14 protein-coding genes and 2 tRNA genes are annotated in these 14889 nt (G+C 66.4%); 10 read left to right on the top strand and 6 right to left on the bottom strand.

All coding sequences use genetic code 11. From position 1 onward, the window contains the following. The first annotated feature begins 186 nt into the window (after nt 1-186). Entirely contained in the window at nt 187-606 is a 420-nt protein-coding gene (locus ACFV4R_RS02365; protein WP_377202140.1) for a DUF6993 domain-containing protein, read from the top strand. 61 nt (nt 607-667) lie between these two features. After that, nucleotides 668-2350, top strand: coding sequence for an energy-dependent translational throttle protein EttA (ettA, locus tag ACFV4R_RS02370; protein WP_056079796.1), 1683 nt, complete (start codon nt 668-670; stop codon nt 2348-2350). A 145-nt stretch (nt 2351-2495) separates the two neighbouring features. Here the strand turns inward: ettA and ACFV4R_RS02375 are convergent, their stop codons facing one another. After that, entirely contained in the window at nt 2496-3476 is a 981-nt protein-coding gene (locus ACFV4R_RS02375) for an acyl-CoA thioesterase (protein WP_377202139.1), read from the bottom strand. Nucleotides 3477-3539: 63 nt separating this feature from the next. On the opposite strand from ACFV4R_RS02375, the gene ACFV4R_RS02380 reads away from it, so the two are divergent. Continuing rightward, complete coding sequence (locus ACFV4R_RS02380; RefSeq protein WP_377202138.1) at nt 3540-4199, top strand: hypothetical protein; 660 nt, start codon at nt 3540-3542, stop codon at nt 4197-4199. A 4-nt stretch (nt 4200-4203) separates the two neighbouring features. Here the strand turns inward: ACFV4R_RS02380 and ACFV4R_RS02385 are convergent, their stop codons facing one another. After that, nucleotides 4204-4653, bottom strand: coding sequence for a globin (locus ACFV4R_RS02385; RefSeq protein ID WP_315967719.1), 450 nt, complete (start codon nt 4651-4653; stop codon nt 4204-4206). Between the two features lie 2 nt (nt 4654-4655). Next, nucleotides 4656-5342, bottom strand: a complete 687-nt coding sequence (locus tag ACFV4R_RS02390) for a mechanosensitive ion channel family protein (protein WP_377202137.1) — start codon at nt 5340-5342, stop codon at nt 4656-4658. A gap of 66 nt (nt 5343-5408) precedes the next feature. Between ACFV4R_RS02390 and ACFV4R_RS02395 the strand changes: the two genes are divergently transcribed. After that, a complete protein-coding gene (locus tag ACFV4R_RS02395) occupies nt 5409-6425 on the top strand; it encodes an NAD-dependent epimerase/dehydratase family protein (protein WP_377202136.1) in 1017 nt (338 codons plus the stop codon). Here the strand turns inward: ACFV4R_RS02395 and ACFV4R_RS02400 are convergent. Further along, entirely contained in the window at nt 6422-6895 is a 474-nt protein-coding gene (locus ACFV4R_RS02400; RefSeq protein ID WP_377202135.1) for an OsmC family protein, read from the bottom strand. The two genes, ACFV4R_RS02395 and ACFV4R_RS02400, sit on opposite strands and share 4 nt — an antisense overlap. Nucleotides 6896-6913: 18 nt before the next feature. Next, the gene (gene pepN / locus ACFV4R_RS02405; RefSeq protein ID WP_377202282.1) at nt 6914-9466 is read right to left on the bottom strand and encodes an aminopeptidase N; all 2553 of its coding nucleotides are present in this window, start codon (nt 9464-9466) and stop codon (nt 6914-6916) included. A gap of 176 nt (nt 9467-9642) precedes the next feature. On the opposite strand from pepN, the gene ACFV4R_RS02410 reads away from it, so the two are divergent. The 3 genes from ACFV4R_RS02410 (at nt 9643) to ACFV4R_RS02420 (ending at nt 12202) form a co-directional block, all read left to right on the top strand. Beyond that, nucleotides 9643-10662 carry a hypothetical protein gene (locus ACFV4R_RS02410; RefSeq protein ID WP_377202134.1) on the top strand — a complete coding sequence of 340 codons (1020 nt, stop codon included), beginning with the start codon at nt 9643-9645 and terminating at the stop codon, nt 10660-10662. A gap of 80 nt (nt 10663-10742) precedes the next feature. Next, nucleotides 10743-11237 (top strand): ribose-5-phosphate isomerase, encoded by a 495-nt coding sequence (locus ACFV4R_RS02415; protein ID WP_377202133.1) that lies wholly within the window; start codon nt 10743-10745, stop codon nt 11235-11237. After that, a complete protein-coding gene (locus tag ACFV4R_RS02420; RefSeq protein ID WP_377202132.1) occupies nt 11237-12202 on the top strand; it encodes an Fpg/Nei family DNA glycosylase in 966 nt (321 codons plus the stop codon). Before ACFV4R_RS02415 ends, ACFV4R_RS02420 begins: the two co-directional genes overlap by 1 nt. A 37-nt stretch (nt 12203-12239) precedes the next feature. On the opposite strand, the gene ACFV4R_RS02425 is transcribed toward ACFV4R_RS02420, so the two are convergent. Next, a tRNA-Gly gene (locus tag ACFV4R_RS02425) sits at nt 12240-12313 on the bottom strand. A gap of 131 nt (nt 12314-12444) precedes the next feature. Between ACFV4R_RS02425 and ACFV4R_RS02430 the strand changes: the two genes are divergently transcribed. The 3 genes from ACFV4R_RS02430 to ACFV4R_RS02440 all read left to right on the top strand — a co-directional run bounded on the left by ACFV4R_RS02430 (nt 12445) and on the right by ACFV4R_RS02440 (nt 14851). Next, a tRNA-Pro gene (locus ACFV4R_RS02430) sits at nt 12445-12519 on the top strand. Between the two features lie 82 nt (nt 12520-12601). Continuing rightward, complete coding sequence (gene tig, locus ACFV4R_RS02435; RefSeq protein ID WP_377202131.1) at nt 12602-13996, top strand: trigger factor; 1395 nt, start codon at nt 12602-12604, stop codon at nt 13994-13996. 234 nt (nt 13997-14230) lie between these two features. Continuing rightward, nucleotides 14231-14851: an ATP-dependent Clp protease proteolytic subunit gene (locus ACFV4R_RS02440; protein ID WP_015937344.1), complete on the top strand. Its 621-nt coding sequence runs from the start codon at nt 14231-14233 to the stop codon at nt 14849-14851. Nucleotides 14852-14889 lie beyond the last annotated feature (38 nt).

The raw sequence follows: 14889 nt of genomic DNA on the forward strand, positions 1-14889 counted from the left end.
GTGCCAACCTGGGACTGCCGGGATACCGCCGCGACCGGGTGGCAGCCCGGCACATGGCAGAATGACACCATGCGGCACTCTGTAACCTCCCGTCTCACCGCCACAACGGGAGCAGCTTTGATGCTGCTTTTGTCAGGGTGCGTCAGTGGCCCTTCGCCTGCCGGTCCGGGCGCGGACAATCCGGCCATGGACCAGCAGGCGCCGAGCCAGCCGGCCCCGGAGCAGCAGGCAGGCGGCACCCCGCCTTCGGCCTCTCCTGAAGTGGCGGCCACGCCCAGCGGACAGGCGCCGGCAACCACATCCGACGCGGACAAAGCCGCCACCGAAGCAATGAAACGTACGGTGACCCAGACCCTCACCGGGTTGGCAGCAGGCACACCAAAACCCGCAACTGCCCAGGTCACAGAGGTGCTCACGGCGGCCGGTATCGCCCCCGCAGCGCTTCAGGTATCGCAAAGCCGGACACCAACAGGGCTTGAAGCAGATGCCATCGAAGCCGCCGTGCTGCAGGGAAAGGATTGCGTGATCGGCCAGGTCCGCGAAGGGTCCGTCACCGTGACGGTCCTCCCCGTTCTCGCGAGCGGCAAGTGCTTCGTGGGCTCATGAGGCCGGTGGCCCATTCAACGCAAATGTGAGATATGCCCGCCAACCCACTAGATTTGGAACCATGGCGGAATTTATCTACACAATGACCAAGGCCCGCAAAGCCGTTGGCGAAAAACTCATCCTCGATGACGTAAGCATGTCTTTTTTCCCGGGCGCCAAGATCGGCGTTGTGGGTCCGAACGGTGCCGGTAAGTCCACCATCCTGAAAATTATGGCCGGGCTGGACACCCCATCGAACGGTGAGGCCCGGCTGAGCCCCGGCTACACCGTGGGCATCCTGCTCCAGGAACCGCCCCTGAATGAGGAAAAGACTGTCCTCGGCAACGTCCAGGAGGGCGTGGGCGAGATCTACGGCAAGATCCAGCGCTTTAACGAAATCTCCGAGGAAATGGCCAGCCCCGACGCTGACTACGACACCCTCCTCGACGAGATGGGCAAGCTCCAGGAAGCCATTGATGCCGCAGACGCCTGGGACCTCGACTCCCAGCTGGAGCAGGCCATGGATGCCCTCCGCTGCCCGCCGGCTGATGCTGACGTCACCAACCTCTCCGGTGGTGAACGCCGCCGCGTGGCACTGTGCAAGCTCCTGCTGCAGAAGCCGGACCTGCTGCTGCTCGACGAGCCCACCAACCACCTCGACGCCGAAAGCGTGCTGTGGCTCGAGCAGCACCTCTCCAGCTACCCCGGCGCAGTGCTCGCCGTCACCCACGACCGGTACTTCCTCGACCACGTGGCCGAATGGATCGCCGAGGTTGACCGCGGCCACCTGTACCCGTACGAGGGCAACTACTCCACGTACCTCGAAAAGAAGCGTGCACGCCTGGAAGTCCAGGGCAAGAAGGACGCCAAGCAGGCCAAGCGCCTCACCGAGGAACTTGAGTGGGTCCGCTCCAACGCCAAGGGCCGCCAGACCAAGTCAAAGGCCCGTCTGGCCCGCTACGAGGAGATGGCTGCCGAAGCCGACCGGACCCGCAAGCTGGACTTCGAAGAGATCCAGATCCCGCCGGGACCGCGCCTGGGCGGCGTCGTCCTGGAAGCCAAGAACCTCCAGAAGGGCTTTGAGGACCGGACGCTCATCGACGGGCTGTCCTTCACCCTGCCGCGCAACGGCATCGTTGGCGTCATCGGCCCCAACGGCGTCGGCAAGACCACGCTGTTCAAGACCATCGTGGGCCTGGAACCGCTCGACGGCGGCGATCTGAAGATCGGCGAGTCGGTCAAGATCTCCTACGCTGACCAGAGCCGTGGGGGCATTGACCCCAACAAGACGCTGTGGGAGGTCGTTTCCGACGGCCTGGACTTCATCCAGGTGGGCAACGTCGAAATGCCGTCCCGCGCCTACGTGGCAGCATTCGGCTTCAAGGGCCCGGACCAGCAGAAGAAGGCCGGTGTGCTCTCCGGCGGTGAGCGCAACCGCCTGAACCTGGCGCTGACCCTGAAGCAGGGCGGCAACCTCCTGCTCCTTGACGAACCCACCAACGACCTCGACGTCGAAACCCTCAGCAGCCTGGAGAACGCGCTGCTCGAATTCCCCGGCTGCGCCGTGGTGGTTTCGCACGACCGCTGGTTCCTGGACCGGGTGGCCACCCACATCCTGGCCTACGAAGGCGACGAGGAGAACCCGTCGAAGTGGTACTGGTTCGAGGGCAACTTCGAATCTTACGAGGAGAACAAAGTGGAGCGCCTCGGCCCCGACGCCGCTAAGCCCCACCGCGTGACCCACCGCCGCCTGACCCGCGACTAAGTCATGCGCCGGGGCCCCGGCTCCGGGCACAAAGAGGCCGGCGCAGGTGGACTATGGTCCACCTGCGCCGGCCTTTGCCGTGTGGTAAAGCGCCGCCAGCGGGCCAGCGGGCCAGCGGGCCAGAAGGAACCCGGCGGCCGGAGCCCTACGCCCGGCCCGCCTTGCGGAGCTGGTGTTCCAGCACCTTGGACTGCACGGCCCCTGCCACCTTGCTTTTCAGGTCCGAGGGCACGCGGACCATGCCCTCCTGGGCCACGGAGGCAACATGCTGTCCGGCCCTGTTGAAGATCTTTCCTGTTGCCAGGCCCCGGGCTGACTGCGCACTGGGTGACTCCTGGACGTACAGCAGCCACTCGTCCACGCGCGCCGGGCGGTGCCACCACATGGCATGGTCCAGGCTGGCCACGTTCATGCCCGGAGTGATCCAGCTGAGGCCGTGGCGCCGCAGGATGGATTCCAGGAGTGTGTAATCGCTGGCGTAGGCAAGGGCAGCACGGTGCAGGTTCGGGTTGTCCGGCATGGGGCCGAAGGTTTTCATCCAGACGGCGTTGGCGGCCTCTTTCTCGCCCGTCGCCGAAACATACAGCGGGGGATTGACGTGCCGGATGTCGAACGGCCGCTCATAGGCCCAGTGCCGGGCCACGGGGTGGTCGAACTTCCCCAGCAGGTCGGCCGTGGTGGGAAGGGTTTCGGGGTCGGGAATCCCGGCCGGCATCGCAGACTCGTGCTCGATGCCTTCGTCCTCAGTCTGGAAGGACGCGATCATCGACAGGATGGGTGTGCCTTCCTGGTAGGCGTGGACCCGCCGGGCGGAGAAGGACCGGCCGTCACGGAGTCGCTGGACACCGAACGTGATGGGCTTGTTGGCGTCACCGGGCCTGAGGAAGTACCCGTGCATGGAGTGGACAGCGCGGTCTTCCTCCACCGTCCTCGTGGCCGCAACGAGCGACTGTGCCAGCACCTGGCCGCCGAACACCCGGTGATGCGGCTGCTGCTGGGACGGACCAAGGAAAATATCCTCGTCCGTCCGCGCACCTTCCAGCTCGCCCAGGTCCAGGAGGTTAATGAGCGACGACGTAGGGTCATCGCCGGGAAGAGCCAGGATTCCGGCTTCGGCTTCAGTCATGGTTTGACTCTAGACGGACCCCCGGCAGCGCTCAAACAAGGCGCAGCCGGTAGTGTTCTTGGTGTGTCTGATCTTCTTACTTCGTCCTTCCGCTTCGCCGACCCGCGGGATCTTGCTGACCTGAAGACCTTCGCGGCCCGCGCTAAAGCGATTGACGACGGCGCCATCAGGTTGCAGGCGGCGGGCTCCGTGCTGGCAGCTTACGTCTGCGTGCTGCGGCCGCGGATCCTGGGCGAAGCCACCCCCACCATCCTTGGCCTGCGCACCATGGAGCTTGCCGCGCCGTCGGAAACCGATGTCACGGTGCCGCTGGCGGCGGTCCTGGACCGGCTGGCCCGGGCAGGGGCGGACGACGTTGAACTGCCCGTTCCACCCACCACCGTCACCGAATCGTGGACGGGCGTCGGTGCCCCGCGGGGCGGCTGGGAGCTGCTGGGTTCGGTTCCGGACGCCGAGCTTAAGTCCGCCGCGGAGGCCGGCATTGGCGAGGTGGCCGGCGCCGTGCCCAACAATCCCGGAGCGCTGATAGTGAACAACGCCCGAGCCGCAGTGTGGGGCAGGGAACTGGACGCCACCGGGCTGCCGGCCGGTGCCGCATTTGCCGCGCTGGCCCTTGGGTTCCTCGCCGATGGAGACCAGAAGCTCTACCGGGCCGGCCGCTGGTTCCGCCTCTCCGGCAGCCGCGGCCATGTCCTGGCGCGGACCGGCAGCGGACTCCTTTAGGCGGCTACGCGCCCGACGGACTGTTGATCATGGACAGCGCCGCGCGCTCCATGTACTCCCACAACGTGCCCTCGTAGAGTGCCGGCAGCTCCAGTGCGTCCACTGCGGCGCGCATGTGGAACAGCCAGCGGTCCTTGGCCTCGGGCGTCACCCTGAACGGCATATGCCGCATCCGGAGCCGGGGGTGGCCGCGTTCCTCGCCGTACGTGGTGGGGCCGCCCCAATACTGCTCCAGGAACATGAGGAAACGCCGCTTGGCCGGCTCGAGGTCCTCTTCCGGGTACATGGGGCGCAGCAGCGGGTCGGTGGCCACGCCGTCGTAAAACACGTCGATCAGTTTGACGAAGGTATCGTGGCCGCCCACGGCGTCGTAAAAGCTGTCGGTGTAGGCCGGCTGGCTGAAGGGATCGTTTTGCATCAGCTGGGGCCGCTGCGGCTCAATGGGGAGGCTCATGGCTACTCTCCGGCTTTCTGCTCGGTCTTCGTGTTCTCGGCGCCGTGGTCAGAGCTTTGGTCAGTGGTGCCCGTAGGCCCTTCATGCAGCGGCACGTAACGGCCCTGCGAACGGTTGCCCACCCGCAGGATCTCACCGTTGCGCAGATACCAGATGGCGCCGTCGTCGGACCGGACCCGGGTGATGCGCAGGCCCATGGATTCCACCACTCCCACTACCTCACTGGTTTCAATGACGTCGCCGATGCCGAACTGGTCTTCAATGGTGATGAAGATTCCGGCCAGGAAATCGCGGATCAGCTGCTGCGCGCCGAAGCCGATGGCCACACCCAGGATGCCCACGCTGGTCAGCAGCGGCGCAATATTGATGTCCAGGTTCTGGAGCACGTACATGCCGGTGATGACCACCACCAGTACGCCCACCACGCTGTTCAGCAACGAACCGATGGTTTCCGCGCGCTGTACGCGACGTTCGTGGTCCAGCGCCCGGAGCGCCGGAGCCACCCATTTGAAGGTGCGTTTCTTGAAGAAGTTGCTTCCGGCTGCCACGCGGGTGGTGATCCGCGAGATAACGAACGTCGCCACCAGCCAGACGGCAACACCCACACCGAGGCTGATCACAATCCCGGTAATGCTGATGCCGTTCGGATCGGTGGCGGCGGACGGAAGGACTGACAACATGCTGACCATAGGGGGGAAGTACTCCTTGAAACTTGGCTCTGTTCACCTTCAACCCTAGCGCCGTAGCGTGGAGCAATGCGCATCCTCGTCCTGGGCGGAACCGCCTTCCTGTCAGCAGAAATCGCCCGCCAGGCCATAGCCGCAGGCCAGCGCGTAACGTGCCTGGCCAGGGGCGCGTCCGGGCGGCCGCCGAAGGGCGCGGTGTGGCTGCAGGCCGACCGTTCACTGGGCGCGAACGCCTACGACGACGCGGCCGGGGAATGGGATGCAGTGATCGAGGTGGCACGCGACCCCGCCCTCGCACGCGATGCGCTGGCGAGCCTCGCGGCACGCGCTGGACATTGGACGCTGGTGTCCAGCTGCTCGGTGTATGCGGACCATTCCGTGCCCGGCGCCGCAGAGGACGCGGCACTGCTGCAGCCGCTGCCCGACGGGGAGGCCTCGACGCCGGAGACCTACGGCGAGTCCAAAGCAGCCATTGAAGCGGCCACCGCGGAAGCAGCCGGCGGTAAGGCCCTTATTGTCCGTGCGGGCCTGATCGCAGGCCCCGGCGACGGGTCGGACCGCTACGGCTACTGGCCCGCCCGCTTCGCCCGGGACAACATGCCTGCTGTAGTCCCTGGCATCGGCGCCGCCCCCACCCAGGTCATCGACGTCCGGGACCTCGCGGCATGGATCCTCAAAGCCGCCGGCCAGGGCATCACGGGCGCTCTGAACGCCCTGGGGGACCAGGTTCCTTTTGCCGCGTACGTGGCTGCATCGCGGGAGGCCGCAGGCCGCACCGGCCCCATTCTGGAAGCCCCGCCGGAGTGGCTCGCCGGCCAGGGCATCGCTTACTGGTCGGGGCCGGATTCGCTGCCGTTGTGGCTTCCGGCCGGCCACGACGGGTTCATGGCCCGCAGCAACCAGGCAGCCAGGGACACGGGGCTTGTGCTGCGCCCCTGGCAGGAAACCATCACGGATGTCCTGCGGGATGAGCGTGCCCGCGGCCTGCACCGGCCACGCAATGCCGGGCTGGCACCCGAGACCGAAGCCAGGCTGGCCCGCCAGTTCCCTGCGGAAGGGCGGGCCAGCGCCGGCAGCGTCGCCTAAGCCACCGCTGTGACGGGTTCGTGGCCTACCGGGAAATTGACGCTCCGGGCAATGAAGCAGACCTTGTTCGCCTCATGATGCAGTGACGCTGCCAGTTCCACCTGCCCCGGGTCCGCCACGGTGACCTGCGGATGCAGGGTCACGCTCTGGAACTGGCCGCTCCCGTCGCGGTTCAGCACCATCTCCCCGGTGGCGTCGTCACGGTAGTCCGTGACCACCACGCCGTGCTTCACCGCGACGTGAAGGTAGGACAGCATGTGGCACTGTGCCAGTGCGGCCAGCAGCAGCTGCTCCGGGTTGTACCGCTCACGGTCACCGTGGAAGGTAGGGTCCGCCGAGCCTTTCAGTACCGGCAGGCCCGGAATGGCGACGTCGTGGTCCCGCGAGTAACCGCGGTAGGACGAGGTCCCCTCACCGCGGTTACCTGTCCACTGGACGGTCAAGGCGTACTTGTGTTCGTGCAGGCCCATGGCTGCGTTCCCTTCCTGTCAGGCGTCCGCGGCGCGGGCGCGCAGTGCCCGGGCCACGCCGTCGCGGTTTTCCAGCATCATCCGGCGCAGCGCGGCGCTCTCGTGGGGGAGCGAGGCCAGGAATCCGTCCGTGCGGTCCACCGTGGCCTGGGTGGTCAGCAGCGCCGGGTAGAGCCCGACGACGATCTGCTGGGCAAGGGCGTGCGTGCGGGTGGCCACGATGCCCGGGACAGCGGCGAAATACTTCTCCGCGTAGGGTTCCAGCAGCGACCGGTCCAGCACCCGCATGAACCCGGCCACGGCCGAACCCTGCAACGCATTGGAGAGATCGCCCTTGACCACGATCGACTCCCAGGCGGCGGCTTTGGCCTCGGGGGTGGGGATGGCAGCCGTGGCCAGGGCCGCAGCGTTCTGCCCGCTGGCGGTCCTGTCCCGTTCCAGCTCGGCGTCGATTCCGTCCTGGCCGAGCCTGCCGCCGGCCACCAGCGAAGCCACCAGCTCCCAGCGCAGGTCCTGGTCCACGGTGAGGCCCTCCAAAGCGACTGACCCGTCCAGGAGTCCGGCCACCCGCTCCAGCTGTGAAGTGCTGCCGGCCAGCAGGGCGAAGGACTTAACGAACTGGAGCTGCGCGTCGGATCCGCCGGCAACTTCCCGCGCCAGGTCCCAGAGCCGGTCCGCGGCCGCGGCGGTGGTGGCTTCGCGGTGTTCCTCGGCCACATAGAAATTCAGCGTGGTGGCCAGCTGGCGCAGCTGCACCAGGATGACGGAGGAATCTGTTTCTGCGGCCACGTTGGCGAGGACCAGCTCCACGTAGGCACGCGCCGGAGTTTCGCCGTCCCGTGCTGCGTCCCACGCCGAATTCCATACCAGGGTGCGTGGCAGGCTTTCCTGGAAGTCCTTCAGGTGGGCCGTCGCGGTGGCCAGGGACTTCGGGTCGAGGCGGACCTTGGCGTAGGCGAGGTCGTCGTCGTTGACCAGAATGAGGTCCGGCTGCTGAAGCCCGGCCAGGGCGGGCACGTCGGTGCGTTCGCCGTCGACGTCCAGTTCCTCCCGGTGCACGCGTTCAAGCTTTCCGGCGGCGTTCAGGTTGTAGAAGCCCACAGCCAGCCGGTGCGGACGGATGGTGGGCCACTCGGGTACGGCGGACTGCAGGATGGCAAAGGAGCGCAGCGTCCCGTCGGAGTCCACGTCCAGTTCGGGAACCAAGGTGTTCACGCCGGCGGTCTCCAGCCACTGCCGTCCCCAGTCGTCCAGGTCGCGGCCGCTGGCCTTTTCCAGCTCCACCAGCAGGTCGCTCAACTCGGTGTTGGCCCAGGAGTGCTTGGCAAAGTATTCCCTCACGCCGGCCATGAACTGTTCCGGACCCACCCAGGCCACCAGCTGCCGCAGGACCGAGGCGCCCTTGGCGTAGGTGATGCCGTCGAAGTTCACCTCAACGTCCTGAAGGTCATTGATCTCAGCGAAGATCGGGTGGGTGGTGGGCAGCTGGTCCTGGCGGTAGGCCCAGGACTTCTCCACCGAGGCGAAAGTGGTCCAGGCGCTGGTGAAGGATGTGGCCTCCACGGCCGCCAGGTGGGACATGTACTCGGCGAAGGACTCGTTCAGCCACAAATCGTTCCACCACCGCATGGTCACCAGGTCGCCGAACCACATGTGGGCGAGCTCGTGCAGCACCGTGATGGCGCGCCGTTCAATTTGCGCCCCCGTCACCTTGCTCCGGAAGACGTAGCCCTCCAGGATGGTCACGGCACCTGCGTTCTCCATGGCGCCGGCGTTGAACTCCGGCACGAACAGCTGGTCGTACTTTTCGAACGGGTAGGGGCAGCCGAACTGTGCTTCGAAGAAGCCGAAGCCCTGGCGCGTGAGTTCGAAGATGTTGTCCGCATCCAGGTACTGCATCAGCGACTTGCGGGCAAAGACGCCCAGCGGGATGACCCGCCCGTCGGAGCTTGTGACCTCGCTGCGGACCGACTGGTAGGGGCCTGCGATCAGGGCTGTCACATAGGAGGACAGCCGGGGCGTGGGCGCGAAGGTCCACACAGAGCGGGCTCCGCCGTCGCCGGAGGCAGAGGTTTCGGCGGGTGCGGGCGTGGGGGAGTTCGAGATGACGTCCCAGTGCGAGGGTGCGGTGACCGTGAAGGCAAACGTTGCCTTGAGGTCCGGCTGCTCGAAGACGGCAAACATCCTGCGGGAATCCGGCACTTCGAACTGCGTGTACAGGTAGACCTCATTGTCCACTGGGTCAACGAAGCGGTGCAGGCCTTCGCCGGTGTTCATATACGGGGCATCCGCAACCACCGTCAGCTCGTTGTGCTCCTGCAGGCCGGGCAGCTCGATCCGCACGCCGTCGGCCACAGCGGCGGGGTCCAGGCTCTGGCCGTTCAGGGTGACGCTGTGCACCGTGTGCGTCACGGCGTCGATGAACGTCTCAGCCCCGGCAACGGCCCCGAATTTCACGGTCGTTGTGCTGCCGAAGACCTCACTGCCGCGGGTCAGGTCCAGGCTGACCTCGTAGGACTCGACGGTTATCAGTTCGGCGCGGGCGCGGGCTTCATCGCGCGTCAGGTTCATGCCTGGCAAGGAGACCTCCAGAAGACGTTGGCTGCTGCGGCGCCGGCGGTAGCCGGCTCCGGCTCAGATCATTCTTACACTGCCCGGAGCCCGGCACGTTGATCAGGTCACGTCCCCACTGCACCTTTCGCTCCGATCCCTCCGGGAGTGCCCGCCGGCGGGGGTAGCGTTAATCCATGGGAAAGATTCTGGACAGGGTGGACCGGAAGGCGCTGCGTTTCGCCATCGGCTTCCCCGTGGTCCTGGCCGGTGCGTTCGTCTTCTGCGCGTCGCTGCTGCGGCGTGACCTTCCGGAGCCGCTCGCCATCCAGTGGACGGACGACGGCGGTGCCGCCTTTGCGCCGTACGGCATCTACGTGGGCTGGGGCGCAGCCATGATCCTGGCCACCGGGTGGCTGGTCCTGTCACAGGCGCTTCCCCTGTCCCGCCCGGCCATCATGCGCCGGATCATGATGGGGGTCGGACTGTTCCTGTGCCTCTTCGTCACCACCGTGCTGGCCGCCGGCCTGGTGGGCCAGGCCGGCGTGACCGATGCCCGCACTTCGCACGTGGACGCGACAGTCCTGGCGCTGGGAAGCGGGGCGGCGGTTTCCCTGGGGGTCACCCTGGCCATGGTCTACAAGGCGGACCAGCACTGGTCCGTGGATGACGACCGGGCGCTCCGGCGGGCGGTGACGACGGAAGGGGACCCGGACCTGAACCGGGACACCATACGGCTGTGGGTCCACGCCCGCAGTTCCGTTTTCGTCATGATCGGCATTGCGTCCCTGTTCCCCGCCGCGCTGATTGCCATCGCGCTGCCCTGGCTCGGTGGCCTCCTGGTACTCCTCGCGGTGGTGGGTGCGGGCTTCCTCTTCGCCCGGGTGAAGGCGGACAGGTATGGGCTGAAGGTCCTGCTGGCGGGCGTCCTGCCGGTCATGGATGTTCCGGCCGGATCCATCACCGCCGCCAGCGCAGCAGACCTGAAGGCCGCGGACTACGGCGGGTGGGGCTACCGGCACCACGGCGGCACCGACGCCATGCTGGTGGGCAGCGGCCCCGCCGTCGTCGTCAGCAAAACCGACGGCCGCCGCCTTGCCGTCAGCGGCGGCAGCCAGGCATCCGCCGCGCGCCTTGCAGACGTACTCACCCGGGTGGCCGCCAGGGCCCGGAAGGGCGGAAACCCGTCATCCGGCGGGCAAGGCCCGGGCTCCTAGTATCCTTGTCCGTGTTGTTTCCCGGGCCGGCGCCCACCCCGCCGGCCGCCAGTGCCGCCAAACCGAACGGAACCCTGAACGTGACCTCATCCCCTTCCTTCCCGCGGGTCCACATCGCCACCGACCACGCAGGAATGGAGCTCAGCGCCCACCTGGTCTCCCACCTCACCGCCAAGGGCTACGACGTGGTGGACCACGGACCCAAGGCCTACGACGCCCAGGACGACTACCCGTCTTTCTGCATCAACGCAGCCCTCGCCGTCGTGGCCGACCAGCAGTCAGGCGTCCACGCCCTGGGCATCGTGCTGGGCGGCTCGGGCAATGGCGAGCAGATTGCTGCCAACAAGGTCAAGGGCGTTCGGGCAGCACTGGCGTGGAACCTCTCCACCGCCACGCTGGCCCGTGAACACAACGACGCGAACGTGGTTGCCGTCGGCGGCCGCCAGCACTCCGTGGAGGAAGCCACCGTGCTGATCGAGGCGTTCCTGGCAGAGCCGTTCAGCAACGACGAACGCCACGTCCGCCGGATCGGCAAAATCGCGGCCTACGAAACCACCGGCGAGGTCATCGAGTAGTGCCGGAAGGCCACTCCGTCCGCCGCCTGGCCCGCCAGTTCGGGGACGTCTTCACGGGAGAGCGCCTCGCTGTCTCCAGCCCGCAGGGCCGGTTCAGCGGGGGAGCGGCCCTGCTGGACGGCCACGCCCTGGTGGCCGCCGAAGCACACGGCAAGCACCTGTTCCTGCACTTCGACAACGCCCTGGTGCTGCACGTCCACCTTGGCCTGTACGGCGCGTGGAGCTTTGGCGGTGACCGGACGTTCACCGGGTCTTCCAGCATCGGAGCGCCCCGCCGGGTAGGTGAGCAGGAGTCCCCTGCAGGCAGTGAGGCCGACGCCGGGGCCGCCTACGCGGGGCCGCCCGCCCCCGTGGGTGCCGTCCGGGTCCGGCTGGCCAGCGGCCATGGCTGGGCTGACCTGCGCGGTGCCACGACGTGCGAAACCATTACTGCCGCTGAAGCCGATGCCGTGCTGGCACGCCTGGGGCCGGATCCACTCCGGAACCTGCGCGGTGACGCGGGGCGCTTCGCAAGGAACCTCCGCACCCGCAAGACTCCCGTCGCGGCACTGCTGATGGACCAGAAGATCATCGCCGGCGTGGGCAACGTCTACCGTGCGGAGGTCCTGTTCCGCCGCCGGCTGGACCCCTGGATGCCGGGGACGGACGTGACGGAACCGGACGCCCGGACCCTGTGGCGCGACGTCGTCAGCGTCATGACCGACGGCGTGGCGGACGGCAGGATCATCACCACGCCGCCGCGGTACTGGGCGGTCAACGGCACCACGGCGGCAAAAGCTGCGCGTGCCGGGCAGGACGTTCCGGCCAAGAGCGGCAGCTTTCCGCGGGGCGAGGACGCCCACTATGTCTACAAACGGCAGGGCCTGCCGTGCCGGGTCTGCCGCACCCTGGTGCTGATCGCCGAACTCGCGGGCCGCAACCTGTACTGGTGCCCGTCCTGCCAGCAGTCGCAGGCACACGCTTAAAGCACAAGGGCCCCTCCGAGGAGGGGCCCTTGCTGGTTGGAGGGGACGACGGGAATCGAACCCGCGTAATCAGTTTGGAAGACTGAGGCTTTACCATTAAGCTACGTCCCCGAAGGAAGCTCCGTTTTTCGCGGAATCTTCGGGCTGGCTGTTCAAGCCGGATACAACTAAACCTAATCCATGGCCCACGTGTCAAATGTGCATTCGCGACGCGTATCACCGTAGACTTGCCTGTGCACTTACGGGGTGTAGCTCAGCTTGGCTAGAGCGCCTGCTTTGGGAGCAGGAAGTCGCAGGTTCAAATCCTGTCACCCCGACTCTGCGGCCCGGCCACTCGGATCGGGCAGGAACATTGCGTTTCGCAGAGACCCATCCCACAATCCCAGGAGTACTTAGACCGTGAAGAGCGCTGTCGAGAACCTCACCCCCACGCGGGTCAAGCTCAACGTTGAGGTTCCCTTTGAGGAACTGAAGCCCAGCATCGACTCGGCTTACAAGACCGTAGCTTCGCAGATCCAGGTCCCTGGGTTCCGTAAGGGCAAGGTCCCCGCAAAGCTCATCGACCAGCGCGTCGGCCGCGGCTATGTCCTCGAAACCGCCATCAACGATGGCCTCAACGGCTGGTACCAGGCTGCCGTGCAGGAATCAGGCATCCGCCCGCTGAGCCGTCCCGAGGTTGAGATCACCGAGGTTCCGGACCCCACCGCCACCGACGGCGGCCTGAAGTTCGCTGCCGAAGTTGACGTCCGTCCCGAGATCGAGCTGCCTGACTACGCCGGCATCAAGGTTGAGGTTGCCGCGGCCGAGTCCTCCGACGAAGACGTTGACAAGGCCCTGGACGAACTCCGCGGCCGCTTCGGCACGCTGAAGTCAGTTGACCGCCCGGCCGCCGATGGTGACTTCCTCACCATCGACATCACCGCCACGATCGACGGCGAAGAGGTTGACTCCGCCGCAGGCCTGTCCTACCAGGTTGGCGCCGGCACCATGCTCGAGGGCATGGACGAGGCAGTGACCGGCCTCAGCGTGGACGAAGACGCAATCTTCGACACCACCCTGGTGGGCGGCGACCACGCCGGCGAAGCCGCGCAGGTAAAGGTTGCCGTCAAGGCCGTCAAGGAGCGCGAGCTGCCTGAGGCCAACGACGACTTCGCCCAGCTGGCTTCCGAGTTCGACACCCTCGCCGAACTGCGCGAAGACCTGGCCAAGCAGGCTGCTGAATCCAAGGTCGTGGAGCAGGGTGTCGAGGCCCGCGACAAGGTCCTGGACAAGCTCGTCGAGCTGGTCGAGGTCCCCGTGCCGGACAGCGTTGTCGAAGAGCAGCTCGAGGCCCACTTCAAGGAAGGTAACGGCCACGGCGAAGGCGAGCACGACACCGAGGAGCACCGCGAGGAAGTGCGCGCGAACACCGCCCGCGCTTTCCAGAACGAGATCATCCTCGACGCCATCGCCGAGAAGGAAGAAGTCGACGTCAGCCAGAACGAGCTGATCGACTACATCGTCACCACGGCCAGCCAGTACGGCATGGACCCCAACCAGTTCGCCCAGATTATCGATCAGAGCGGCCAGGTCCCCATGATGGTTTCCGAGGTCCGCCGCCGCAAGGCGCTGGCAGTTGTGCTGGGCCAGGCCACGGTCACCGACTCCGAAGGCAACACCGTTGACCTGAGCGACTTCGTCCGCCCCGGCGGCGAAGAAGAAGCTTCGGCTGCCGAGGTCACTGAGGCTGACGCCGCAGAGGGCGAAGCCACTGAGGCTCCTGCCGAGGACGAGAAGGCTGAAGCCAAGGCATAGCCTCCACACAGGCATCGACGAACGGCCCCCGGATCTTCTGATCCGGGGGCCGTTCGCGTTGAAACCCCGCGGCGGGGCGCCGGGCGCCGGCATCGTGCGCCGTCAGCGAACAGCCGCAGGGGCGCGAACAAAATGTCGGTGAAACCGGTTAGTGTCCAAGTAGTGATTTTCAGTGATGTCACCGTCACCAGCGAGAGGTAAGTAAACATGTCACAGCACCAAGAGGCCCCCCGGATGGCGACCGTCGATCCCGCAGCCCAGGACAACTACATTTACAACCGACTCCTGAAGGAGCGCATCATCTGGCTCGGGTCGGAGGTGCGTGACGACAACGCCAACGCCATCTGCTCGCAGCTGCTGCTCCTCTCCGCCGAGAACCCTGAGAAGGACATCTACCTGTACATCAACTCTCCCGGCGGATCCGTGACGGCCGGCATGGCCATCTACGACACCATGCAGTTCATCCCCAACGATGTCGTCACTGTGGCTACCGGCCTTGCGGCTTCCATGGGTCAGTTCCTGCTCTCCTCCGGCACCAAGGGCAAGCGCTACGCGACCCCCAACGCCCGCGTCCTGATGCACCAGCCCTCGGGCGGCATCGGCGGCACTGCCTCTGACATCAAGATCCAGGCTGAGCTCATCCTGCACATGAAGAAGGTCATGGCAGAGCTGACCGCCGACCAGACCGGCCAGACCGTCGAGACCATTCTCAAGGACAACGACCGCGACAAGTGGTTCACGGCCGCCGAAGCGCTCGAGTACGGCTTCTTCGACAAGATCGCCGCGCACGCGGGCTCCGTCTCCGGCGGCGGCGGAACCTCCAACGGCTCCGGCCAGTCGTCCTCCGAAAACTAATTCCCGGCTACCAGAACCCTTTCGATCAGGAGCAATAA

This window comes from Pseudarthrobacter sp. NPDC059871 (genome assembly GCF_042731175.1).
Lineage (GTDB): Bacteria > Actinomycetota > Actinomycetes > Actinomycetales > Micrococcaceae > Arthrobacter.

Coding starts and splice junctions, on each gene's coding strand:
- ACFV4R_RS02365 (WP_377202140.1), top strand. CDS start 187: ATGGACCAGCAGGCGCCGAGCCAGCCGGCCCCGGAGCAGCAGGCAGGC.
- ettA (WP_056079796.1), top strand. CDS start 668: ATGGCGGAATTTATCTACACAATGACCAAGGCCCGCAAAGCCGTTGGC.
- ACFV4R_RS02375 (WP_377202139.1), bottom strand. CDS start 3,476: ATGACTGAAGCCGAAGCCGGAATCCTGGCTCTTCCCGGCGATGACCCT.
- ACFV4R_RS02385 (WP_315967719.1), bottom strand. CDS start 4,653: ATGAGCCTCCCCATTGAGCCGCAGCGGCCCCAGCTGATGCAAAACGAT.
- ACFV4R_RS02390 (WP_377202137.1), bottom strand. CDS start 5,342: ATGGTCAGCATGTTGTCAGTCCTTCCGTCCGCCGCCACCGATCCGAAC.
- ACFV4R_RS02395 (WP_377202136.1), top strand. CDS start 5,409: ATGCGCATCCTCGTCCTGGGCGGAACCGCCTTCCTGTCAGCAGAAATC.
- ACFV4R_RS02400 (WP_377202135.1), bottom strand. CDS start 6,895: ATGGGCCTGCACGAACACAAGTACGCCTTGACCGTCCAGTGGACAGGT.
- pepN (WP_377202282.1), bottom strand. CDS start 9,466: ATGAACCTGACGCGCGATGAAGCCCGCGCCCGCGCCGAACTGATAACC.
- ACFV4R_RS02410 (WP_377202134.1), top strand. CDS start 9,643: ATGGGAAAGATTCTGGACAGGGTGGACCGGAAGGCGCTGCGTTTCGCC.
- ACFV4R_RS02440 (WP_015937344.1), top strand. CDS start 14,231: ATGGCGACCGTCGATCCCGCAGCCCAGGACAACTACATTTACAACCGA.